Source organism: Psychrobacillus sp. NPDC096623 (assembly GCF_044762655.1).
Taxonomy (GTDB): Bacteria; Bacillota; Bacilli; order Bacillales_A; family Planococcaceae; genus Psychrobacillus.
Genome location: NZ_JBIWER010000002.1, coordinates 874438 through 898142 on the forward strand (window position 1 = coordinate 874438; position 23705 = coordinate 898142).

Consider the following 23705-nt stretch of genomic DNA (forward strand, 5'->3'; position numbering starts at 1 on the left):
TAAAGCACCCGTAAGTGAAATAAGAAATGGGACGCGTATTCCACAATCGCACTCTTTAATTGAGTAACTTAATAAGTCTTAACCCAAAAATCACTTAATTCTTCTTTGCTATCGCCCCTGTCAGTTCAAGAACTTCAACTAAAAAAAGGGCATTAATCCGTCTTGGATCAACGCCCCAAATCTGAGTTTTTATTTCTAAAGTAATCACGAGAACCTTCTCTTATTCTATTAGGTAATACTTGTTCAAGTTCCACATTTAACCATGCAAATGTCTTATTATTTATAAATCCCCGCATTTGTTGTTCCGCCTCAAGCATTACTAAATTAATTGTACAAGTGGGATTACTGGTTTAGGTGCCTAAACCCCATAACTAGCCCTGAAATTCCAAAGAATGTACGAATAATTATTTAAATTCCACCTTCTTTTGAATAACCAACAGCGTTAATTCAATAATAAAAAACTTCATTCCTTCTTAAAGTAAGGCACCAATTAGTTTAAGTGAAATTAAGCACATAGTGTTGTCATACTATAATGGAAAGTAATGATTTATGATTTTCATAAGTCGTTCTGAATTCTCCGATGAGACACTTTCAGATAATCTTGCTCCAGCAATGATTGGAGCCCATTGAAAAACTTCAGACCTTAAAAGTCCACTCCTTTCACAATAAAGTCGCAAATACATATCAGCTAATTCAGACGAAAATTGGGAGTATAAAAGATAGGTCCGATATATATCAGCACGAATATCTCCTGCACTCGAATCAACCCAATCGATAACTACCACTCGGTTATCTGTCATAATCAAATTAAATAAATGAAAGTCACCATGACAGAGCCTATTCTCGTATGTAAATGATTCCAATCTCTTTAACAAATAAGATTTTTGTCTTTTATCTAATTTATTCACAGTCTCAATTTGACGGTATAATTTATCATACATTGGTTCGATTGCATCTGGAATTTTACTATGAATTTCAAATTGCATATCGACTGAAACATTCAAGTAATATTCTGCTTGTTCTTTATCTTTCAACATTAAATCTCCTAATGTTTCTCCCTTAACATACTCCATTATGATTGCTTGTTCTCCGTTTATCTTGGTAACCTCTAAAATCTTTGGTACAGAAAGTCCACATGAATAGGCAAATTTTTGTTTTTTTGCTTCATTTATGGATTCCGTATCTGGCAAAAAATCATTATAGACTTTTACTATTTTGTTATCGGATAGATAAATTTTTGCAGTATTTCCTGTTGCTATTGGATTACCTAAAATCATTGGGTTCTCTCCCTACATTTAAAATTAACCTGCTGCTTTAGTTCAACAAGAAAAAAGGCTTTACCCCTTCTTGAAGTAAAGCACCCGTTAGGGGAAAAGTGGTTGTCATTAACAATCACTTTCACAAAATATATTATATATATAACTTCACACTTAGAATAAACTCATAAACAAAATATCCTGCAAAACCAATTAATAGAATCCCCGATACTATTGTTAACCATTTAATCATATTCCGATTTAATGCTTTTCTTGTAATGGATATAACTGTTAGTAATCCAATATCATGTAGCAATATTCCACATAAAATCCCTAATGCAATAATGAAAAAATGACTTTCTTCGCTTGCATAATTTTTTGCAAGTACTACTCCAAATACATTCACCCAAAAAACAAGATTACCTGGAGATACAGCCACAAGAAGACCATTCCTATAAGAGCTAAAAAAAGACTTTGTTACTTTTTCTCCCGATAAAGTGATGTCTTTATCAGCATTTTTTATTGAATCGTAACCTAAATACAATAAAAACATAGCTCCGATAAGCCACATTGGAATTTGAATAATAGGTAACGCCAAGATAGAAGCAAGTCCTGTTGATAGCAAAATGATTAGCGCAATATCAATTGTCATACCACCTAACCCTACTGCCCATCCATGTATAAATCCATTTTTCAATCCTTGTTTTGTCATTTCGACAGTAATCGCCCCTACAGGCATTGCAATGGTAAGCCCTACCATTACATAAGCAAAATACAAACTCACATAACCACTTCTCTCATAAGTAAAGATGGATAATTTCTTACGTCCGTTTATATGAATAATTATACATAAAAAAATTTATTTTATGCAACAACTTCTTCTACTCCTATTGAACGAAAGCACCCCTTAGTTTAAGTGAAAGGTTTCACAATCTATCATAAATACATAGGTATCAGTATTAACCCGTTAACTTTAATTGAATAACCCCGCTATTAATTTCTTCTGGATAAAAGTTCTGTCTCTTAGCCACTAATAAAAACACATCTTTATAAAAACAGTATCATAATTAATACAACATTTTACGTGAAAGACGTGATATTAAATTTATCCTTCTCAACTTCCGATATCGAGTTTTCTTTTGCTTTCATCTTTTTGTGTATATGTCCCCCTGTATTGTACTTTGAACATTACCGTAAATTAAATAAATCATTTTCGGTAGAAAGAAATTAAGATTCATGGTAAAATCACATTAGGAAAATAAAGGCAATGTAACCTTTGGGTTCAACCTCGCTGAAAAGTAGGTTGGACCCTTTTTGCATTCTTAAACCTAAAGGAGGACTTTTAATGTTAAGAACAGAAATGCTGTTGCATCGGCTGGACGAGATCGGCAAATCACTCGAAAGAAGAGGGGGTGCACTATTATTGTTAGGTGTCGGTTCCGTTGGAATCGAGACTGCTCGGCTGGACGACTATTCAGATTTGGATTTCTTTGTCATTGTAAGGCATGACCAGAAAAGCAGATATATCGACCATTTGGATTGGTTAGAAGAAGTTCACCCTTTAGCTTATTCTTTTAAGAATTCGGAGATTGGCTATAAAATTTTGTTCGAAGACGGTATTTTTGGTGAATATGCGGTATTTGAGGAATCGGAGTTGATTAATGGTTCTTATACGGAAGGGAGAGTCGTTTGGAAGGATCCCTCCTACAACAATACGGGAATTTCAAAACCTTCCAACCCGATACCTAGCCCCAAAAAAGACTCCTTAGACCATCCTTTGAACGAAGCTTTAACTAATCTCTATGTGGGACTCGGCCGCTTTGCCAGGGGAGAACGCCTATCAGCGACGAGGTTCGTACAAGGTTATGCTGTGGACAGGATTTTATCCGTACTTCATTTGATAGAGCAAGAGGTAGATTACTTTCCCGATCCTTTCGGAAACGAGAGGCGCATGGAAAAAAGATACCCTCGTTTCGCGGAAATGATTGCAGACATGATACAGGGATATGATCATGTACCTGAATCTGCACTTCGTATTTTAAGCTTCATAGAAGAAGTGTATCCAGTTAATCGAGAACTAAGCGATGAAATACGACGTTTAGCCAAAATATCCTGCCGATAACAAAGGAGTTTAATCTTATCATATAAAAATAGCTATCTATTTCCCATTTCTGCCATTACTTGTTTTGTATAAGCAGAATAGATCAAAAACAGAGTTAACCTCTCAAAAAGAGACAAATTTCTCTATCAGGAAATTTGGATTATTAGTTATACCTCGAAAGTCCGTTAAACAAATTAAGACTAGGCTGTTTACAAAAAAACTCACCACGTTGTACTGGGCTTCCATTGTTTGTTTTGTATCTAATAATGAAGTCCAGTGCATTAAGGAATGCTTTCTAATACATTCTTCACCGCTGAAGTATTTCCTCTAATTATACTAAACTGCCCCCAATTCCCTCTCGTTTCATATCTGTTAGACCTCCAATTCATTTTTTACTCAACTAACCTGCCCCGTTAGTTCAATAAGAAAAGTGTTTCACTCCTTCTTGAAGTAAAGCACCCGTTAGTTGAACAAGGTTCAACACTTGCACACCATCAATTGGTTCCCATAAGGATCTTTAAAATTAAACCAATGGTTATGCTTAATTTCTGTTGTTAATTCGACATTTTTACCTCTCATATACTCATATGCTTGTTCTATATTATCAGTGTTTAAATGAAAAGGTGGAGTTTTGAAGATATTATCCTCTGAATAGATTTTGCTATCTAATACAATTTCTGGTCCATTCATAGGCACTATATATAAATGACCATATAAAACCTCACCATCTACTGGTAACCCTAATATGTCACTATACCAATTACGTGCTTCTTCAATATTACTTACAGGAATAAAAACTGTTCCGATTTTATTTAATATAGGATTCATAAACTACCTCCAAAAATCAACTTCGAATATACAAGATTTATTCGCTACAATTTATATATTCTCCTTCTTATTAAACTAAACTGCCCCTTTACTTTAGTTTATAACAAATAGAGGTTCCAAATTTAAATAAATTTCCATTTGAAATAATCATAAATCAATTTTTCTTATTAAACTAAACTGCCCCTTTAGTACAATAAAAAAAAGGCTTTACTCCTTCTTGAAGTAAAGCACCCGTCAGTTGAAGAAGAAAGTATCGTGTAGTTTAAGAGTTTCAGTCATTTACTCGTTTAATCCTTTATTATCACTTGCTCACTTAATAAAACGTTTTATATTCGCGATTCCTAGCGTTATCCCTTATAGAAAAATTAAAGCTTGTATTAATGCGAGAGCAGCAGTTCCTATTATTGGTGCAATTTTTAACAGAATTAACCCATCAGTTGTTGAAATTAGTGGATCAAGTGGGTCTTTTGCAGGTGAAGCTAGAAGATTGATGATTCGTTCCCATCTATTAGATTTCATTGGGAAATCCGGTATATCTATGTGATATTCATCCAACTTCGTACACAGATGATGTTCCTTATTAAAGGGATCCTGACTCATATTCATCTCTCTCCATTTCTTCTTTTAATTTTTTGATTGCTATGTGTAATCTTGATTTAACTGTCCCTTTCGGAATTCCAAGGATTTTTGCTATTTCCTCTTGTGGCAAATCGTGATAGTAGAAAAGTATTACAACGGCACGCTGTATTTCAGGGAGCTTTGCAACGGCTTCCCGAATGGTCATTCTGTCTAATTGATGAAATTCTTCGGTCTGTATCGGAGTAAGAAAGGGCAAAAGGTTGCTCCATAACCTGCGACGATTTAATTTTGTTATCATCAATCGATATGCAATTTGAAAAAGATATGATTTTAGTTTTCCTTTACTTGGATTGTAATCGTACTTATAACGTTGTAGTTTAATAAATGTGTCTTGAACAATATCAATGCTTAATTGCTCATCTCTTGAATAACGGAAAATAAATGAATAAAGAGATTGTTTTAATAGAGTGTAAATAATTTCTAACGCTTCGTTATCACCATTTTGATAAGCGATCATTAATTCATCTTCACGTTCACTCAATCTCATCGCCCCAGCGTTCCTTGATAGCTTTCAACGTCATAGAGACTCTACAAACTAAATAAATAATTGATACAAGTGTCCATACTTGTGCTTGGTTTGTAAAAAATTGCACAAAAACATTTTCAACTGTTTCACCACTTGAGACTAAAAAGTTAAGAGCCTGAACACAAATAATGGAATATACGGCTAGACCAAGTGTAAGTGTATCGAAAACGTTCCATCTTAAATATATTTTTGTTTTCTTATAATTGATTTTACGATTTTCACGGACAACATATTTGCGATCCATTGGAATAGCAATCGCTAAAATTAAAACCATTAAAATACCTCCAACGATAAGAGAAACAATCCAACCAGTACCCATTTGTAACATCCCCATTCTACCTTCTTTATTAACTATACAAATGAGAAGACAAAAAAGTTCATTTAAAATGTAAAAGAGTTTTTTGTCTTTCCTTATTCAAATAAAAGTATTGAATTGGACGTTAAAAAAGAGAATTATCTCGATATAGGTTTAGCTTGTCAAAGTTGGTTAATGAAAGATGATTATGAAACTAGCTTTCATAACAAATAGTTTAGTTGTACGATAAGGTGTGATTCAATAGAAATAGATGTGAAGTGTTGATTTTTTTATATTAAGATTTTCAGCAATCGGGTGCTTTAATCGAAGAATTCGACTAACCTACTGCTTTAATTTAATACGTTTGAAACGAATAGCTGTTCTAATTTAAAATAAACTTTCCATTTAAAATTATCAAAACACCATTTTTCTTATTGAACTAACCTGCCCCTTTAGTTTAAGTGTAACATTTCACAATGCATATCTGAGATCAACTTAATGTTTTGGACTTAAAATAGACCATCGTAATAATGGTCTTGTTGAAATAAAGCACCCGTTAGTTGAATAACGAAATTATAATTTTATTTTTTTTATCATTTTAAAATTAGACAAATTGACACCTCTACGTTCCACGGTTTGTGAACAAACAATTTTGTAGCCCCGATGTTCAAAAAACGGCTTAGCTGTAATACTTGCCTCCGTATCAATTTCTAAGAGATTCAATTTCTTAGCCTCAGATTCGAGCATATCAATTAAAGCTGTGGCTATACCCTGGCCTTGATAATCTTTATGAACATATAGTCTATCTAAGTGACCATTATGCGTTAAATCGCTAAAACCAACTACTTTATCATTAACTATAGCAACAAATGTTATATTTTGACCCAATGATTCCTTCCAAGACATCATTTTAGATTCTTGTTCGTCTCTTGGTGCCCAAGCATTCAATTCTGATTGGGAATAGTCTTTCGAGTTTACTGAATGAACCGTTTCATAAAACAAAGAAACAATTCCTTCAGTATCGGTTTCATTATACTTTATAATCTTCACACTCTATTATTCCTTCCATTATTAGGATAAGTATATTCTAATATATTCTTCAACTAATCTGCCCCGTTAATTCTATAAGAAAAAAGCTACCCTTACAGGCAGCCACTTGTTTAACTAAAGCACCTGTTAGTTGAACTTATTTACGAGTTTCTTAACATTTACAGCTCGACGTGATTGTTCTTTTAAATTTGAGTTTTCTTCAAGGTCAAACAATACTGCCTCACCTTTGGTAAGTGATTTAAACCCATCCATTTGAATACTACTGAAATGTACCCACACGTCATCCTCTCCATCAATTGAAATCCAGCCCCACCCCTCATCTTCATGATAAATTTTACATATTCCTTTAATGTTATATATCATTATAAAGCTCCCAATTTTTCATAAGTTGAAAACATTATGTTCTTCAACTACCTGCTTCGTTAGTTTAAGTGTAACATTTCACAATGCATTCTGAGTTCTACTCGATGTTTTGGTTATAAAAATAGACCATCGAAATGATGGCCATGATTAGCTAAAGCACCCGTTAGTTGAAGAAGATATTCTTATTTTTCAAATGCCTTATTAACTGATTCAAAAGCATGAATTACTGTTGTATCAAATAATGGAACTTCGGAATCCTCTTGTTTTATTAATAATCCAATCTCTGTACATCCTAATATAATCCCTTCGGCACCCTTATCAACTAAATTCTTGATAACTTTTTTAAAATATTCTTTTGACGCATGATTGATTTTCCCTAAACATAATTCTTCATAAATCACTTCATTTATAAGCTCTATATCTTCATTACCTGGAATTAATACCTTTATATCATTAGCTTCAATTCTTGATTTGTAAAAGTCTTGCACCATCGTATATTTAGTTCCAAGTAATCCAACTGAAATTACTTTAGTTTTCTTTATTTCATTTGCTGTTGCATCAGCAATATGTAGAATTGGAATATTTATTTTTTCTTCAATATAATTTATTACCTTGTGCATTGTGTTTGTACAAATAACAATAAAATCTGCACCTGCCTTTTCTAAAGAGAGTGCCACATCCCCCAAAGTGTGTCCAGCACTTTCCCAATCACCATTAGCTTGATAACGTTCAATTTCGTCAAAGTCAACGCTATATAAAATGCATTTGGCTGAATGTAATCCGCCTAATTTGTTCTTTATTTCTTCATTTATTAAACGGTAATATTCATTTGATGATTCCCAACTCATTCCACCAATTAAACCTATTGTTTTCAATGCACTAATCCCTCCTTATAGATTGTATGTGTAAGATAGAATATTATAAAATCCACCATAAGATCCTATCTTCTTTAATTTCGACAGTTAAAGAACCTTTTCCTTCTTCAATTAACCTGCACCGTTAGTTTAAGTGAAAAGAATCACAAACTTCACCGCTTATTTGTTTGTAAAATCAGTTTGCACTTTAGCACTTAATTAAGAAAGTCCTTTTATAAAGAAATACCCCTCAGATAAAAATCCAAAGGGGAAAAGCTTTGCGACTTTATTTATAAAAACCATACTTTTTATCAAACTTCATTTCAAATCCACGTTTTGGAGGTTGATAATCTAATGGCATTTGTCTATCTGTCGCTATTTCCCTTCCTTATTTTTAAGCATTTATGTGGGAAATGAAATTGTAGCAGCTGGACGCGGGGAACGCAGATTGCTTATCCTTTGAAAGGGGTCGCTCTTAGCCTTGTACCCCACCTGAACGGAAATCAGTAGTATTATTCATTCATTTAAGTACCATGAAGATAGCGTACAAGGTACATTTTTTATATACATTCTTTTAATAAAAAAAGACTTAATACACTTTAGGAGAGAACTACGTCTACTTAATATTCTAGGAAATATGCACTTTCTTAAAGTGTTCGACAACTGGAAATGGATCGTAATATGGATGAAGAAGTTTCTTCCATTCCTGATATTCGCTCGACTCTCTAAATCCAATCACATGATCTTCTAGGCTTTCCCAACTCACTAGTAGTAAATATTTCCCCTTAGCTTCTATACAACGTTGTAACTCGTGGTTTATATAACCCGGCATTGAAGAAATAATTTTTGATGCTTGACGAAAAGCATTCTCATAATTTTCTTCTAAACCCGCTTTAACTTGTAACATCACAGCCTCTAATATCATGTTACTGCTCCTTTACGTTCTAAATTCTTTAATAACTCACTTAATGTGATTTCCGCCATGGAGTCTATTCGATCATCAAAATTCTCAAATTTTAGGTTTCTTGTTACATTATTTGGAACAATAATACATCGAATCCCTGCCTTTTTAGCTGCACTCAATCCATTAAGTGAATCTTCAAACACAATCGTTTCTTTTGGTGACAACCCCAAGTCCATAAGTGTTTTATGATAAAGTTCGGGATCTGGTTTAATTTTGCTCACATCATCTTTTGTATTAATAACTTCAAAGTAATCTATTATATTAAGTCGCTTTAAGTATGTGTGCACCCACTGCTTTGAAGAACTAGAAGCTAGCGCTATCTTCATATTTTTTTGCTTAGCTGCATCTAAATATTCTTTCACACCTTCACGAAGTACAGGTACTTTCATCTTTTCTTCATATCTAAGTGTTGCATACTCTTCAATCAATTCACAATTGACTGAATCACCAGTGATTTCCCGGAAGTAAGGGTATAAAACATCATTTCCAGTTCCAATACATTGAGAATATCCTTCTAAATCCAAACTAATTTGATGACTTTCCCAAAACACTTCTTTGAATGCCTCATACCAAGTGGTTTCTGTATCAACAATTAAACCATCAAAATCAAAAATAACTCCTTTAATCAATTTCAAAACCCCATTTTTTTTATTGAGTTGTTAAAAAAATTCGTAAAGTCCACCATCGAAGTAATTAAACTCTCCGTTTGTAATCTGTTGTAACCTATATCCTGTATAAAAGGCATCTAGTAATTCCTTATCAAAAAGAAAGGATCGAATAGCAAGCGCTATATCATATCTTGGATCTCCAAAGGCAGTCTCAGATAGGTCAATAAACGTATGAACCTGATTATCCGTAACTAGTACATTATCTATCGTACAATCTCCATGAATAAGCGTTTGTGGTATAGTATCCGGTTTGTTTAATATCAAATTTTCTAATAATTGCTGATTTCCATCCACCTCATAGTTTTTTAGATTGAATGCAGCTCTTTTAAGTTGCATATCTAACCAGCATTCCTGTTGTTTCCATTTTAGTGGTGGATCAGTTACGTGTAACGTTCTTAACATAGTACCAAAGCTATGAATGAGGTTCGTTTTTTCCTCATCTGTTTTAGCATCACTCAATGCCTCTCTTAGTGGAATCCCTGGCTCCATACTCATGAGAAGGTAACTATTATTTTCATCCTCTACAAAGTCGAGATAGGTTGGTATAGATAAAGCAGTATTAGCGTTCAATTCTTGCATAACTTTTGCTTCCTTTAATAACCATGTTCTATACTTTGGTAAAGAGGAACATTTGCAAACATAGTTCCCTTGATCAGCATGAAAAAATTGCACTTTAGAAGTTGCGCCTTGTCTTTTAGGATAAGAAGTCCTCAGTACATTTCCAATTTTTTTTTGAAATTGCTCCGGAATACATTGATTTTTAGTGTTTTTCAACATGTACACCTCATTTTCTACATTTCGGTTGTCATAGTTCATATTCTCTATCCACTTACTATAATCCTGTTGTGTTCAAAGATAATGTGGACACAACACACAAATAATTGTCTAGTTGAATTGTTTAATTGTTACGATTATTATACAAATGTGACATTTTTGTGAAAATTGGATATTTTCCACAATCCGACAAACTTTGCATTTTCCCTATTATACAATGAACAAGTTGCTACATTACCTACAAGAAAAATACTCCAAGAAATGAAGCTAAATACACACTACGGAGGAAATATTTTGAACAGTCATATGCACCAAAAATCATTATTGCTACAAATCGAATTAAAGAAAAAGGAAATGTATAAAAAGGCAAATATTCTTGGATTTACCCATCCAATTGTCGTTACTTGTAGTCAGGAGCTAGATGAATTACTAAATAGATACCAGCAAAAAGCTTCATAAATATGAAATATACAGGTACCTGCTTAGCTTCTACACTAAGTTAGATAAATTTACTTTCTCTTTTAAAAAACCGATTTCTTCATTATTTGAGGAAAATCGGTTTTTTTTATGCTTTAGGAAACTATAAAATCCTTGTTAAGTGGCTAACATAGGCGCTTTCAATTTGTAGCTACTCTTATGTTATTTTTTTGTAAAATACTTTTTCCCAACTGTTTCGACAAACGATGGAGCTATCGCGTATAGTTTGCTTGTAATACTCATATAAGAAGGAAGATCAATCTCTCGCACTGGTTTTTCAATTACTTGTTTAATAGACTCTACAACTTTTTCCGGAGTCAATAGATGTTTCTTCATACTACTTCTATAGCTACCTGTCTGATCAGCTAGGTCGAGAAAGGGAGTATCAATTGGTCCAGGATTAATAGTGGTCACCTCAATACCAAAATGCTTCAGTTCCATCCGGATAGCATTTGCAAATCCAAGTATGGCATGCTTAGATGCTGCATACACAGATGCTTTAGGAGTAGCTACTTTCCCTGCTTGAGAAGCAACAAATATAAAATGACCACTTTCGCGATTTTTCATCTTTTCTGCAAAATACTTTGTCAGCTGCATTGGTGCCAATACATTTACCTGTATCATTTTTTCCATATCTGCTTCATCCATCTCCAATAAATAGGAAAAAGTCCCAACACCAGCACAGTGTATAACAGTATCAGGTGTACCCATGTCATTAAAAAGCGCATCAAAGAACGGAGCGTTTGATAGGTCTGCTTCAACTGTATTTATACCACTAGTCGATAAATTGTTTAATACAATTGTATTTCGACCGGTAGCCCAAATCTCATGACCTTCTTCATGTAGCGTTTTTGCAAGCAATAAACCTACTCCACTCGTTGCACCGGTAATTAAAATTTTTTTAGGATTGTTCATATAAGAAAATTCCTTTTTCATCTCGTCTTGCTGTAATTAGTTCTTCTTCTATTAAATAATCTGTTTGGCCAATCGTTTCAGATAGGGTTAAACCAAGTTCCTTTTCGTAAACCTTCGGAAATAGTTGTTTTGTCAGCTCGAAAATTGTTTTTTCACCTTCACTTAACATATCTAATACTTTAAGCGCTCGTTCTTTTTGTTTTTCCAGTCTAAATGTAACAAGCTCTTGAATATTATATACTTCGTTGCCATGCCCACTATACACCTTTTCGACAGGGAGCTGTTGAATCTTTTTCAATGAAGCATTATATTGTAACAACGACTTTTGACGGGTTTGCTTAGGATCTAAAGGTGGTTCAATTAAAGGATTAGATGAAACCTTTTCCAATATAAGATCTCCTCCTATTAGGACCTGTGAGCTTTCATACCAAAATGCTAAATGGCTTTGCGCATGTCCTAACGTTTCAAGTACTTGAATATCCGGATGCCCAGGCAATGAGTCCCCGTCGTATAAATAGTTGTCTAATGTTCGACTGCCAAGGAGTCTTAAAGGTCTTCTCATTTTTTCTACCCAATGAAAATACTCCTCCGGTACACCTTCCTCTTTTAAGCATTGAAGATAAAAACGATCATGATACTCTAAAAATGCTTTATCACGTGTCATCCATACTTGATTGTATTTGTGACCTAGAATGGTTGCTTGCTCAAAAGCATCCGTCCATCCAGCATGGTCCGGGTGATGGTGTGTTAAAACTACCTGTTCAATATCGGATAGCTCATAACCAGCCTCTTTAATCCCTTGTTTTAATGCTATTAATGCTTCTTCTGTTTTGGGTCCAGCATCGATTAGTGTCAAAGCATCCCCTTTAATTAAGTATGCGTTTACATCTCCTACAGCAAAAGGAGTAGGAATTATAATTTTATGTATCATTTGGATTCTCCTCATTAATGAATAGTCATTCATTACATTGTACCTTTATTTATGTAAGTCGTCACGAAAATATAGTTGACTTTTTATAACAAGATGCATATAATTTCATTAATTCAGAATATTAAAGCCAAGATGAAGACTAGTACATATATGATGGAGTTAAGAGAGTGAAATGACCCGCTGCAAGTTTCATCTCCCGCTCGTATATCGAACCTACTTCGGAGCTACTATGTAAACATGGTCGTACCTTCTCGATACGAAGGATTAAGTTGTGCTGAAAACATTCAGCAAATTTAGGTGGTACCGCGGAAAACAAGTGTTTTCGTCCTTATAATATATGGGACGAGAGCGCTTTTTTATTTTGTTGAAATAAGGCATGACTACAAGGAGGAATTATAATGACGAACATTGTGTTTGTTGGGGCTGGTGCTATGGCAGAAGCAATTATAAATGGTTTAACTAAAGAAGAAAAAATTTCACCTACCTTTATCCATGTTATGAACAAATCAGACGACAGACAGCTTGCCCATTTAAAAGAAACGTACAATGTGCAGATCGTATGCGGACAGAGAAAAGCGTTAACGGAAGCTGATATCATTTTTTTAGCGATGAAACCAAAGGATGCGAATAACGCCTTAACTAGTCTGGCACCATATATAAACAACAAAGTAACGATTATTTCTGTTATTGCCGGCATCAGTATCCAGACCATTACAAATTCTCTTGGAAATAGACCAATTGCACGAGTAATGCCAAATACATCGGCAGCTGTAGGCATGAGTGCATCTGCTGTATGCTGGAATGCACTTGTTTCAGAAGATTCAAAACTATTAATCATTAATCTGTTAGAATCGATAGGCACAGTCAAAGTAGTAGCCGAAGAAGATTTACATGTTGTTACTGCACTTTCAGGAAGCGGTCCAGCCTACTTCTACTTTTTTGCTGAACAGTTTGAATCCGCTGCTGTTGAACATGGTTTAGACAAAGGAGATGCTCGCCAATTATTCATTCAGACGATGGAAGGTGCTGCACAAATGCTTAAAAAAGGAGATGTGGAACCAAAGGAACTCCGTAGAAGAGTGACGAGTCCAGGCGGTACCACAGAAGCAGGCATAGAACAATTAATGGAACATCAAGTGAGGGAAGCTATCTTTGCTTGCATCCATGCTGCGCAAAATAGATCTCGAGAGCTTGGTAAATTATTTGAGTCCTAAAATAAGATTCCGAATGAAGTACATCTCGTTCGGAATCTTTTTATACTTTTTGTTTAACTAAATCACCATCTACCCAAATATATTCTGCAAAATCTTCTGCGATATAAATAGGGAAACGATAATCTTCCACTTGCGCAAGCATTTTGTTTAAGTCGGATGACAGGAAACGAGCGCTAATATGATTGACAATTAAATGTCTAGCATTCGCTTTTTGGCAAACCTCTGCTGCATCCACTATTGTCGAATGCCCATAAAGGCGTGCAAGCTCAGTAGTTTCTACGTCGAATGTTCCTTCATGAACGACCACATCAGCATCCTCACTTAACGTTATAGAGTTTTCACAGTATTTTGTGTCTCCCAATATCGTTACCTTAAAGCCTTTTCTCGGTTCTCCAGTCACTTCTTCACTCTTGATCACTCTTCCATCTGAAAGTACCACATCTCGTCCATCCTTTAATTGCTTTAATAAAGGACCTCTCGGAACTCCTAGCGCATCCGTTTTATCAATAAATAATTCCGGTGCAAGTGCTTTTTGCTTGACGGTATAGCCAAAGCAAGGCATAACATGCTCTAATAGTTTTGCTTCCACGATAAATTGTTCATCTTCAAATACGATACCCTCATCAATTTCTATTATAGAAAAAGGATATTTAACATGCGTTCTCGATACAGCAAGCGTTACCTCTATCCAATTCTTAAGTCCTGTTGGTCCATATATTATAAGCGGCTCTTCCCCACCTAAAAATGAACGGGATCCTAGCAATCCAGGAAGTCCGTAGATATGATCTCCATGTAAATGTGTAATAAATAGTTTTTCCAGTTTACGAGGCTTTAATGACGTATGTAAAATCTGATGCTGAGTTGCTTCCCCACAATCAAACATCCAAAATGTCCCTCGCTCCTCTAATAGTTTCAATACAGTGGATGTCGTATTACGTTGTTTGGACGGCATCCCTGCGCCAGTACCTAAAAATAATAACTGCATTTTTGCTCACTTCCTTTAACAAGATGGGACATAAAATAACTATAGAAATCTTAGTAATACCAACTTGTAGTTACTTTTGTAAAATCCTACAAAATATCAACATTTATTTATTATTTAAATAACATTAACATTAGTCTAACTCTAAATTTCTTGTATGTAAAAAGTAAAACTGCAAACAATAATTAAAACTTAAAGGGGCGTCCAAAACTTATGAAATTAGAGTCATTGATAAAGCCATTAGGTATTCACATAAGTCAAGAAGACGTGTCCATTGACATAAAAGGTCTGGCTTTTAACTCCTCTAAAGTAGAGCAAAATTATATATTTGTTGCAATACCAGGGACCATGACAGATGGACATAAGTATATAGAAGATGCTATTTTAAATGGAGCTTGTGTTGTTATTGGCGAAGAGAATCTTTCAGCTTTAGGTGTGCCCTATTTTCGGGTACCCAATTCACGAAAAACCTTAGGATTACTAGCAAAGATTTTTTATAATAATCCTACTCAACATAAAATAATGATAGGAATCACAGGAACAAATGGGAAAACGACTACCTCTTATATGCTTAAACATATTTTGGAATCTGCAGGAATATCCTGTGCACTATTCGGTAGTGTTTCGACGATTATTAACGGAATTGAAAACGAGTCTACACATACAACTGTTGATGCAGTAACTATAAATGAGCTTTTAGCAATGTGTAACGACTCGGTTGTCATAATGGAAGTTTCCTCTCACGGTTTGGTTCAATCTCGGGTGGAGGGTCTTCAATTTGATTTTTGTATTTTCACTAATTTAGAGCAAGAACATTTAGATTACCATGAAAATATGGAATCATACTACTTAGCTAAACAATCTCTATTCAATTATTTAAAACCCAATGGCGTTGCTATAATCAATTCAGATTCATCATGGGGTGAGCGACTATGTTCGTATGTCAGCTCTTTAAATAAAGAGGTTATCAAAATTAATGGTAAAAATCCAACATATATCGTAAATGATGAGGAACTTATATCGATCAAGGAAACATTACAATCATATTCGCTAAACAGTCAGATGAAAGGGAAGCATAATTTAGAAAACGCTTCGCTTGCATTTTCAACGGCAATCTCCTTAAAACTAGAACCTTTGAATATTGAACGTTCGTTAGAAAATTTCAACGGGGTACCAGGAAGATTTGAGTTTTTTCAGCATCCTAAGGGAGCAATCTGCATGGTTGATTATGCTCACACAGCGAATGCCTTTTCGCATATTTTAGAAACGGCCAACTTATATAATCCCCAAAGAATCATACATATTTTTGGATTTAGGGGAAATAGAGACGTCCAAAAAAGAAAAAATATGGTTCAAATCTCATTAAATAAATGTCATCTTTGTATTTTGACATTGGACGATTTAAATGGCGTACCAGCAGAACAAATGATTCAAGATTTATATTCACTGGATCCAATGAATAGGTGCATTATTATTCCGGACCGAACTTTAGCTATTCAATATGCATGGGAAAATGCTCAAACGAATGACCTAATAGTTATAACTGGAAAAGGTATTGAAAAGTATCAACAAAGTTTTAGCTTACCTACGTTTTCTGACATGCACACGTTAAATTATCTGAACGATTCATCTTTAGTTCAGTAACAGTAATCTTAATTATCATGATCATCTAGGAAGTCTTTACTGAAGCTTGTTTTCGATTCCAGTGAAGGCTTCTTTTTTACCTTCATTCCACGCTTTATACTATTTTCTCCAAATTTCCCCTGCAATTGCTCCACGAGCTTTAGAATTGGCTCTTCTTTTGCATGTTCTTCAAAGTTAAAGATAGATAGCTGCTCTACTGATTCTCCTTTATCGTACACATTGTTGACAGTTATACCCAATAGGCGAATCGCATCACCGTTCCAAGAGGCGTGGAATAAATCTAATGCTAATTGATTTATTTCTTGTTCCTTATAGAGACTGCTAGTTACTGTTTTACTTCTCGTTTTGTTTTTCCAATTAGCATCCCGTATATGTATTGTTAAGGAACGTCCTGCCAAATTTTTGGCATCAAGTCTGGCAGCCACCTTTTTCGATAATCGATTAAACACTTTTTCCAGTTCCTCTATGTTGGACACATCATAAGGCAATGTAGTAGAATTGCCAACACTTTTCGTATCATAAATAGACTCGGGATCAACGGCTCTATTATCTGTACCATTAGCCCGATTTAGCAGGCGAATACCATTCTTCCCTAGTTTTTCTTTCAGCAAATATGGATTGGCAGTGGCCAATTCTCCTATAGAGTTAATACCAATAGATTCCAATTTCCGAGCAGTGCTTTCTCCTATACCATGCATCTCTATTACGGGAAGTGGCCATAATATATCACTCACCTGTCTTTTCCGTAATACAGTTATTCCCATTGGTTTTTTAAGATTGGACGCCGTTTTAGCGAGAAATTTATTAGGGGCAATTCCAATTGAACTAGGCAAATCTAGCTCTCGTAAAATGCGATCCTGGATCGATTTGGCAAAGCCAACTGCATCATTGTTCAACTCAACGTCTGTCACATCCATGTACCCTTCATCTATTGAAACAGGCTCAACGAGATGCGTATATGATCTTAAAATCTCGAACATTGCTTTGGAAGCGATTCGGTACCGTTCGAAATTCGGGGGCAATAAAATCAGTTCTGGACATTTTCGTTTTGCTTCCCATACAGACATCGTAGTATATATACCTTTGGCTCTTGCCTCATATGAGCATGTAACTAGTATGCCCCGTCTTTCTTTAGGATTACCCGCGATGGCAATAGCCTTTCCTTTTAAAGAGGGGTCATGTGCTTGTTCAACCGATGCATAAAAGCTATTCATATCGAGGTGAAAAATAATTCTATGTTTACTAGACAAGCCATTCCCCTCCTTTCCACTCACTCACGCTTCATAGATAGATGTTCTATATAACTCATTATACATTGAAATAATTTCATAATTAAATATTAACTAGTGATATCCTAGAAACGTTGATTTGGGCTCCAGGTGGACGCTTTCCACTCCAATCAACAATATCAACTTTAAAAGAATTAGGCTATTTTAAAGCTAAGGGGTGATTTTATCAATCTTTTTTACTAAAGCACCCGTTAATTGAATAAAAGAATTTTTTATTCGGGTCGAATACGTCTCAGAACTTCATCTACCGCCCAAATGAAAAAGTTATAGCTTTCCTTTTAATCAACCGTTCTCCTCCTTTTAGTACAATAATTTTGTTAAACTAACTGGCCCCGTTAGTTCAATAAGAAAAAGCTGCCGTTACAGGCAGCCACTTTAATAAAGCATCCGTTACATAAAGAAGAAAAGCGACGATTACTCCACACCCAATTATTGTACAGGTCAGTACTTATTTTTTAGGCATAGTATATGTCACAGAAAAACCATTGCTTTCTTCAATTTTCATATAAATTTCATTAAGAATTTCTAATGCTCTTTCATTTGATTCGTACTTACCTAAATTTTTACTCCAGTGATCCATAGTGGCACTACCAATTACTCCTTCTATTTTCTTTCCGTCTACTGTAATCTCTTTTGCGTTTATCAAACTTTTATCATCTTGTGTTGCAATCCATAACATAAATAATCATCCTTTCGTTTTATTATTTGTTAATACAACAATCTGGTCCGATTATTGAATATAAGTTAAACAATAGCCTGCATCTTTAGTTGAATAAGAATAAGGCTTTCCTTTACAGCATTGATCCGCTAAAGCACACCGTTAGTTGAAGAAGGATTAGGACTTGATATCTTTCAATTTCGTTAACAATTTGGGTTGAAGCCTGCTTCAAATGCCTCTTTCAATTTAACCTTTTTCATATAAATTGTTACAAAACATACAATTATATTGAGTTATTTAATTATTTTTATTAGGAGGATACCTAATATTGTCAAAAGGTGAAGTTGTCGATCAAAATAATCAAAATTCCGATACAGAAATTCATGCGGTACGTCGTGCTGTGATGGTCGCATTATTAACTACAATGGGCGATGCAATTTCAGTCACTTCCACAGTACTCAAATCAGAAGAAAATCATAAAGAACAACAAAATAAAATAGACGAACTAAAAAATATGATTCAACATCTCAACGATTTAACTGAAAAAGTAAATAATCTTAATCAACGAATTTACAAGATCAAGGACATTGTGTAATTATTTATTCATATTGGAGGCTACTTTCTAAATGAACAATAGTGAAAGTAATAATAATAAAAATAAAAATAAACAAAGTTCCAATTCATCTATTCGTGCAGCAGAGCTTGCTGTCCTCGGCGAACTATTCTCTACAGTCGGTGGTGTGATATCCACTAATCCGCTGTTCTAGCATTAGAAGAAGAACGACAAGAACAAAGTGAAAATAAAAATGTCTAGGAATAACTTGACTATTTAAAATCTGAAATAGAAAAACTAAAAAAACTAGTCAATTACTCTTAATTACGGTTACTTACTTATTTTTTACAGTTAATTAACAACATAATAAAATCAAGGATGTGTAAAAATGAAAAATGATTTTCAAAAGGAGAATAATCCTGAATCACCAGAAATTTATGCAGCTAAACTCTCATTAGTTGGAACGACACTTTCTACATTAGGCGATGCTCTTCAGACAATCGCTGCTGGGATTACATTACAAGAATTAGAAAAAACAAATAATCAAAACTCCCAAAACCAAACGGACCAATCCAAAAAACTAGAAAGTATGCAAAAGCAAATTGATCAATTAACTAGAAAAATAGAAAGAATGGATCGTAGAAATAAGTAAACATACTTTGGGATCAGGTTATTCATCTTCAACATAACATTTCAAGTTAGTTGAGAAAACAATATCACAATATTTGTCAAATTGGACCCTTAACAATATAGGCTACTGTCAGCCCTGTTCTGCTAAAGCACCCGTTAATTGAAGAAGAATTTCATTACTACATTATTTGGTGTTATAAAGTTCAAATAATTTTTTCCCATCGCTTGTTCCGATGATAGTAGTAAGTGGAACGAGATTAATAACCACGTTTAAGTAAGATACAAAAATAAAACTATCTAGATAGTTTCGAAAAACTCCAAATTCATATCCTGTAAACAAACCAAATACAAATGCAGATAGAAAATTAAAGATTACCCCACCCAAGAAAAAGAATGCTTTCTGTGTATTACTAAATACCTCAATATTCTTAGGAACAACACATCCACCTACGAAATAAGCTTTCTTAATAGCAAATGCGTTTTTCTTCCATAATATCTCTCCATTTCCTATCGCAAATTCACTTATTTCTCCTCCAAATAACTTAACAAAAAAAGCGTGACCTGATTCGTGAATTAGTGCAATAAAAGGAAAAATAAATAAAGCAATGATTACGAAATTTATTAAAAAGTCCATCTTTCACCCCCCCTTTATGATATCTACGAAAATGGGGGAAGAACGTTTCATATTTTATTAAACAAACCTACAGCTTTAATTGAAGAAGAAAAAAGGCTTTACTCCTTCTGGAAGTAAAGCACCCGTTAGTTTAATAATATTAGTAACACAAAATTGCTACTGTAAAACTTGGAATTGCCATCAAAGCTGAACTAAAACTAACATTATTTTTTTGATTTCTACCTTCGACTAATTAAGTTGCATAATCCAATTCCACCTTTAAAAGTAGTAACCATTTCAATGTCCCATATCACAATAGATGCTAAGACAACCATCAGCTTGACCTAACCTTTGCTCTCTATAGTCTGATTTACTGTCATCTCAATGCAATAGAGCAATTACGAAATTATCAGCGGGTGAATAAGGGAAAACAGCTTGTACGGGGGGAACCTGTTACTTTTCCTACATGTTCAAACGAATGTAAAACAAAGGGACGATTCTCGATTCAAAAAATTAAAACGTCCCCTGATTCCTAACATAGCTTATCATTTTATGGTATTAATAATATTTTCCCCTTGCTTTTGCGGCTTTCTAGAAAACGATGCGCTTTGTGGCCATCTCGCAATGCAAATACCGCAGGCTCAGATACCGTAACTTTCCCCTCTTCTATCCAGCGGAATAACTCGGATGAACGGGCTACTCGTTCTTCTGGGGAAGTAAGGACATTCCAAAGATCACCACCAGTCAAAGTCTTTGACGTATCCATCAACATTCTTGGGTCAACCGGAGATGGGTCTCCTCCTGCCATTCCATAAAAAACGACCGTCCCACCAATGCGAGTTGCTGTAAAACTATCCTCGAGCGTGGAGCCTACTGAATCATAGACTACATCCACACCTTTTGCATTTGTTACCTCTAAAACTTTTCCCTTCCAATCATCCGAGTATATGAAAACCTGATCTGCCCCAGCTTTCTTAGCTGCGGACGCCTTCTCCACAGAGGAAGTTAAGCCAATGACCCTTGCACCAAGGAGTTTTGCAATTTGGACGAGCAACTGTCCAACGCCCCCTGCCGCTGCATGAACTAGAATTACATCATTCTCCTTAACCGCATAACTATCTTTTGTTAAATAGTGAGCAGTCAAGCCTTGTAACAACACGGAAGCCGCATCTTCAAATGAAATAGTCTCTGGAAGAAGAATTGCCTTTTCCATCGGAACAGCTACTTGTTCCGCGTTAGAATGTGGGACATCAGCAAATGCAACATGGTCGCCAACACTTATTCCTTGGACATTAACTCCCGTCTTTTCAACGACTCCGGCCCCTTCATAACCTAAAATAAATGGGGCAATTCCTGTAAGATGATAGTTCCCTTTTCTTCTATATATATCTGCAAAATTCAATCCAATTGCTTTCATCCTTACTAATATTTCATCAGGTCCGATAACCGGATCCGCAATTTCAAGATATTCTAGTACTTCCGGTCCTCCGAATGTATTAAATACAAGTGCTTTCAAATCAACTGCCTCCTCTTATATATTTTTCTATACATTTTAAATTATGATTGGAAATGCAAATCAGTTTCTCTTCTTTTGGATGGGTAGGGTGATAGATAAAAACTGCACTTACTTATGGTACGGTTCACCACAATTATCCTTAACTAATTTACTTAGTATAAGTCAGCAATTCTTCCTTCGCAATATGGCCCGATTGTTGAATAAGAGCTAAAGACGATTCTTCCACTAAACTGCTGCTTTAGTTCAATAAGAAAAAAGGTTTTACTCCTTCTTGAAGTAAAGCACCCGCTAGTGCAATAAAAAATTATATTTTAACGCTTTTCTTTCAGTTTCGTAGCCATTAAGGATTTCTTTTATAATATTAAATGATTCTTCTGCGATATTTTTGTTAGATTGTTTATTATAATTGTAGGTTATTAAAGCCTTCCATAAAGCCCAACCCCTAGCTCTATTCCAAGTTCCTGCATCAAAATTCAATGCATTCTTAAATCTCTTTCTGCTACTATCATCAAAAAAAGTCCACGCCATTGCAGCATCACAAGAAGGGTCCCCTACACCTAATATTCCAAAATCAATAACCGCACACAATTTACCATTTTTAATTAATATATTTCCTGGTGCTATGTCACCGTGGACCCAAACTGGTTCACCAGCCCATTGTGATGCTAATGCCAACTCCCAAATTTCATTCAATAAGTGTTTATTAAAGGTATTTATATTATTAATGGCTTCTCTACACTCAATATCGTATACACCAATATCCCCGCCTCTATAAAAATTATGTTCTCCAGCTAAGGGACCTCCACTTGCATCAATTGATTGTAACTCAACTAAAAATTTACCCAAATCATTTGCAAATTGATTAATATCATCTATATTTTCTAAAGTTAATGTCTCTCCATCCAACCATTTGTTAACAGACCAAGGATATGGGTAATTCTCACTTGGTTCTCCTTTAGCTAATGGTTCAGATATTGGTGTAGAAAGATGCCTAGCTAAGAGTGGCAACCATTCTTGTTCTTTTTCAACTTGGGGTACATAGGCTTTATCACTTGGCAACCTAACGCTCATACTTTTACCTAAGTGAAAAGTTCTATTATCATTACCCCCTTTTTTAACAGGCTTTATTTCCAAATTAGACCACTTTGGAAATTGTCTATTTATTAACTTCGAAACTAAATCTACGTCGATTTTTATCATTTAATTTCTCCCTATAATTTTATTTATTCATCACCCAAAACCCGGTTACAGTTACAGTTACAAATTTATTTAATAAACGCATCCTCATCAACCCCTTAATGTTTTGAATAGTCTTCCTCTACTCCCTCTTTAACTTTAAACCCGCAGTTATAAACCCAGCCCCTGTTAAAATGGATCCAATTAATTCAATAATCTCCTGACCATTCCCTAAGAAACTGGCTCCAGCAAATACAATGTTACCTAGCAAAAATAAATATCCTGAAATAGATGGTAAAACCTTCTCACGAATGATTGATATCCCTAATAAGAACATTCCTAAGACAAATAGCAACGGCCCAAAAGTGTAAATGGGCTCCGTGACAGAGGTGCTAAATACCATTTCAACTTCTTCGCCAGAAGCGAGTGCTATTTCGACATAGACAATCGCAGTTACGATGATATTGCCAATAATCCCTAAGATCATAGCTACAAAACCTAATAATTTGTTGGGATTTCCATGACTATATAAGCCGAAAAAAGCAAAAACCAATAATAGATGGGCAGCAAAAACTAATGAACTCCCTATTGTTGAGCCGTTTGGATCTGCTCCAATATTGAGGGAATGTGCGACTATAAGAAGAATTCCTGAAATGACAGATGTATAACTTCCTAGCCGTTTAATTAATTGATTCATAAATTCTTTGTCTCCTTGATTTTATATTCTAGGGATTAAGCAATGGTTGTAGAAGATATCAAACCGAATATAGCGTGTACAAGAATGAGTGG

28 protein-coding genes, 1 pseudogene and 1 other annotated feature are annotated in these 23705 nt (G+C 34.8%); of the genes and pseudogenes, 7 read left to right on the forward strand and 22 right to left on the reverse strand.

Translation table 11 applies throughout. From position 1 onward, the window contains the following. Positions 1–167: 167 nt before the first annotated feature. The 3 genes and pseudogenes from ACIQX2_RS09065 to ACIQX2_RS09075 form a co-directional block, all read right to left on the reverse strand. A pseudogene (locus tag ACIQX2_RS09065) lies at positions 168–347 on the reverse strand (Rrf2 family transcriptional regulator); the annotation flags it as partial. A gap of 180 nt (positions 348–527) precedes the next feature. Continuing rightward, positions 528–1277: an aminoglycoside phosphotransferase family protein gene (locus ACIQX2_RS09070; protein WP_402848866.1), complete on the reverse strand. Its 750-nt coding sequence runs from the start codon at positions 1275–1277 to the stop codon at positions 528–530. 133 nt (positions 1278–1410) lie between these two features. Beyond that, a complete protein-coding gene (locus ACIQX2_RS09075; RefSeq protein ID WP_402848869.1) occupies positions 1411–2040 on the reverse strand; it encodes a LysE family transporter in 630 nt (209 codons plus the stop codon). A 561-nt stretch (positions 2041–2601) separates the two neighbouring features. Between ACIQX2_RS09075 and ACIQX2_RS09080 the strand changes: the two genes are divergently transcribed. Beyond that, positions 2602–3378 (forward strand): hypothetical protein, encoded by a 777-nt coding sequence (locus tag ACIQX2_RS09080; RefSeq protein ID WP_402848872.1) that lies wholly within the window; start codon positions 2602–2604, stop codon positions 3376–3378. Between the two features lie 456 nt (positions 3379–3834). Here ACIQX2_RS09080 and ACIQX2_RS09085 read toward each other — a convergent pair whose 3' ends face one another. The 10 genes from ACIQX2_RS09085 to ACIQX2_RS09130 all read right to left on the reverse strand — a co-directional run bounded on the left by ACIQX2_RS09085 (position 3835) and on the right by ACIQX2_RS09130 (position 10318). After that, the gene (locus ACIQX2_RS09085) at positions 3835–4185 is read right to left on the reverse strand and encodes a VOC family protein (RefSeq protein ID WP_402848875.1); all 351 of its coding nucleotides are present in this window, start codon (positions 4183–4185) and stop codon (positions 3835–3837) included. Between the two features lie 354 nt (positions 4186–4539). Then, entirely contained in the window at positions 4540–4785 is a 246-nt protein-coding gene (locus ACIQX2_RS09090) for a hypothetical protein (RefSeq protein WP_402848877.1), read from the reverse strand. Further along, positions 4766–5281, reverse strand: a complete 516-nt coding sequence (locus ACIQX2_RS09095; protein WP_402849182.1) for an RNA polymerase sigma factor — start codon at positions 5279–5281, stop codon at positions 4766–4768. The genes ACIQX2_RS09090 and ACIQX2_RS09095 overlap by 20 nt, the downstream gene beginning before the upstream one ends. Positions 5282–5297: 16 nt before the next feature. Next, positions 5298–5684 (reverse strand): group-specific protein, encoded by a 387-nt coding sequence (locus ACIQX2_RS09100; protein ID WP_402848879.1) that lies wholly within the window; start codon positions 5682–5684, stop codon positions 5298–5300. Between the two features lie 534 nt (positions 5685–6218). Further along, the gene (locus tag ACIQX2_RS09105) at positions 6219–6695 is read right to left on the reverse strand and encodes a GNAT family N-acetyltransferase (protein WP_402848882.1); all 477 of its coding nucleotides are present in this window, start codon (positions 6693–6695) and stop codon (positions 6219–6221) included. Positions 6696–6821: 126 nt separating this feature from the next. Next, a complete protein-coding gene (locus ACIQX2_RS09110; RefSeq protein WP_402848885.1) occupies positions 6822–7058 on the reverse strand; it encodes a cold shock domain-containing protein in 237 nt (78 codons plus the stop codon). 182 nt (positions 7059–7240) lie between these two features. Continuing rightward, a complete protein-coding gene (locus ACIQX2_RS09115; protein ID WP_402848887.1) occupies positions 7241–7933 on the reverse strand; it encodes an aspartate/glutamate racemase family protein in 693 nt (230 codons plus the stop codon). Positions 7934–8540: 607 nt separating this feature from the next. Then, entirely contained in the window at positions 8541–8837 is a 297-nt protein-coding gene (locus tag ACIQX2_RS09120) for an antibiotic biosynthesis monooxygenase family protein (protein ID WP_402848890.1), read from the reverse strand. After that, positions 8834–9502, reverse strand: a complete 669-nt coding sequence (locus ACIQX2_RS09125) for an HAD family hydrolase (protein WP_402849185.1) — start codon at positions 9500–9502, stop codon at positions 8834–8836. The genes ACIQX2_RS09120 and ACIQX2_RS09125 overlap by 4 nt, the downstream gene beginning before the upstream one ends. A gap of 33 nt (positions 9503–9535) precedes the next feature. Next, positions 9536–10318, reverse strand: coding sequence for a phosphotransferase family protein (locus ACIQX2_RS09130; RefSeq protein WP_402848893.1), 783 nt, complete (start codon positions 10316–10318; stop codon positions 9536–9538). Positions 10319–10624: 306 nt separating this feature from the next. On the opposite strand from ACIQX2_RS09130, the gene ACIQX2_RS09135 reads away from it, so the two are divergent. Beyond that, positions 10625–10777: a Spo0E family sporulation regulatory protein-aspartic acid phosphatase gene (locus ACIQX2_RS09135; protein WP_402849188.1), complete on the forward strand. Its 153-nt coding sequence runs from the start codon at positions 10625–10627 to the stop codon at positions 10775–10777. 180 nt (positions 10778–10957) lie between these two features. Here ACIQX2_RS09135 and ACIQX2_RS09140 read toward each other — a convergent pair whose 3' ends face one another. Together ACIQX2_RS09140 and ACIQX2_RS09145 are read right to left on the reverse strand one after the other, a co-directional pair. Further along, positions 10958–11710: an SDR family NAD(P)-dependent oxidoreductase gene (locus tag ACIQX2_RS09140; protein ID WP_402848896.1), complete on the reverse strand. Its 753-nt coding sequence runs from the start codon at positions 11708–11710 to the stop codon at positions 10958–10960. Further along, positions 11697–12641 (reverse strand): MBL fold metallo-hydrolase, encoded by a 945-nt coding sequence (locus ACIQX2_RS09145; RefSeq protein WP_402848899.1) that lies wholly within the window; start codon positions 12639–12641, stop codon positions 11697–11699. Before ACIQX2_RS09145 ends, ACIQX2_RS09140 begins: the two co-directional genes overlap by 14 nt. A gap of 120 nt (positions 12642–12761) precedes the next feature. Then, positions 12762–12974 (forward strand) — a binding site (T-box leader). Between the two features lie 65 nt (positions 12975–13039). Between ACIQX2_RS09145 and proC the strand changes: the two genes are divergently transcribed. Continuing rightward, on the forward strand, positions 13040–13855 hold the full coding sequence (proC, locus tag ACIQX2_RS09150; RefSeq protein ID WP_402848902.1) for a pyrroline-5-carboxylate reductase: 816 nt from the start codon (positions 13040–13042) through the stop codon (positions 13853–13855). Between the two features lie 40 nt (positions 13856–13895). On the opposite strand, the gene rnz is transcribed toward proC, so the two are convergent. After that, entirely contained in the window at positions 13896–14840 is a 945-nt protein-coding gene (rnz, locus tag ACIQX2_RS09155; RefSeq protein ID WP_402848905.1) for a ribonuclease Z, read from the reverse strand. Between the two features lie 210 nt (positions 14841–15050). Here rnz and ACIQX2_RS09160 point away from each other — a divergent pair, with 210 nt between their 5' ends. Then, the gene (locus tag ACIQX2_RS09160; RefSeq protein WP_402848908.1) at positions 15051–16481 is read left to right on the forward strand and encodes a UDP-N-acetylmuramoyl-L-alanyl-D-glutamate--2,6-diaminopimelate ligase; all 1431 of its coding nucleotides are present in this window, start codon (positions 15051–15053) and stop codon (positions 16479–16481) included. A gap of 8 nt (positions 16482–16489) precedes the next feature. Here the strand turns inward: ACIQX2_RS09160 and ACIQX2_RS09165 are convergent, their stop codons facing one another. Next, positions 16490–17731 (reverse strand): DNA polymerase IV, encoded by a 1242-nt coding sequence (locus ACIQX2_RS09165; RefSeq protein WP_402848910.1) that lies wholly within the window; start codon positions 17729–17731, stop codon positions 16490–16492. A 487-nt stretch (positions 17732–18218) separates the two neighbouring features. Next, on the reverse strand, positions 18219–18449 hold the full coding sequence (locus ACIQX2_RS09170) for a hypothetical protein (protein WP_402848913.1): 231 nt from the start codon (positions 18447–18449) through the stop codon (positions 18219–18221). Positions 18450–18756: 307 nt separating this feature from the next. Between ACIQX2_RS09170 and ACIQX2_RS09175 the strand changes: the two genes are divergently transcribed. From ACIQX2_RS09175 to ACIQX2_RS09185, 3 genes are all read left to right on the forward strand, one after another. Beyond that, positions 18757–19023, forward strand: coding sequence for a hypothetical protein (locus ACIQX2_RS09175; protein ID WP_402848916.1), 267 nt, complete (start codon positions 18757–18759; stop codon positions 19021–19023). Between the two features lie 31 nt (positions 19024–19054). Then, positions 19055–19195, forward strand: coding sequence for a hypothetical protein (locus ACIQX2_RS09180; RefSeq protein WP_402848919.1), 141 nt, complete (start codon positions 19055–19057; stop codon positions 19193–19195). Positions 19196–19369: 174 nt separating this feature from the next. Next, positions 19370–19633 (forward strand): translation initiation factor 2, encoded by a 264-nt coding sequence (locus ACIQX2_RS09185; RefSeq protein ID WP_402848922.1) that lies wholly within the window; start codon positions 19370–19372, stop codon positions 19631–19633. A gap of 162 nt (positions 19634–19795) precedes the next feature. Here the strand turns inward: ACIQX2_RS09185 and ACIQX2_RS09190 are convergent, their stop codons facing one another. The 4 genes from ACIQX2_RS09190 to ACIQX2_RS09205 form a co-directional block, all read right to left on the reverse strand. Then, the gene (locus tag ACIQX2_RS09190) at positions 19796–20245 is read right to left on the reverse strand and encodes a site-2 protease family protein (RefSeq protein WP_402848925.1); all 450 of its coding nucleotides are present in this window, start codon (positions 20243–20245) and stop codon (positions 19796–19798) included. A 529-nt stretch (positions 20246–20774) separates the two neighbouring features. Next, positions 20775–21740, reverse strand: coding sequence for a quinone oxidoreductase family protein (locus ACIQX2_RS09195; protein WP_402848928.1), 966 nt, complete (start codon positions 21738–21740; stop codon positions 20775–20777). Positions 21741–22028: 288 nt separating this feature from the next. Continuing rightward, entirely contained in the window at positions 22029–22940 is a 912-nt protein-coding gene (locus tag ACIQX2_RS09200) for an aminoglycoside phosphotransferase family protein (RefSeq protein WP_402848930.1), read from the reverse strand. A gap of 118 nt (positions 22941–23058) precedes the next feature. Further along, positions 23059–23613: a hypothetical protein gene (locus tag ACIQX2_RS09205; RefSeq protein ID WP_402848933.1), complete on the reverse strand. Its 555-nt coding sequence runs from the start codon at positions 23611–23613 to the stop codon at positions 23059–23061. Positions 23614–23705 lie beyond the last annotated feature (92 nt).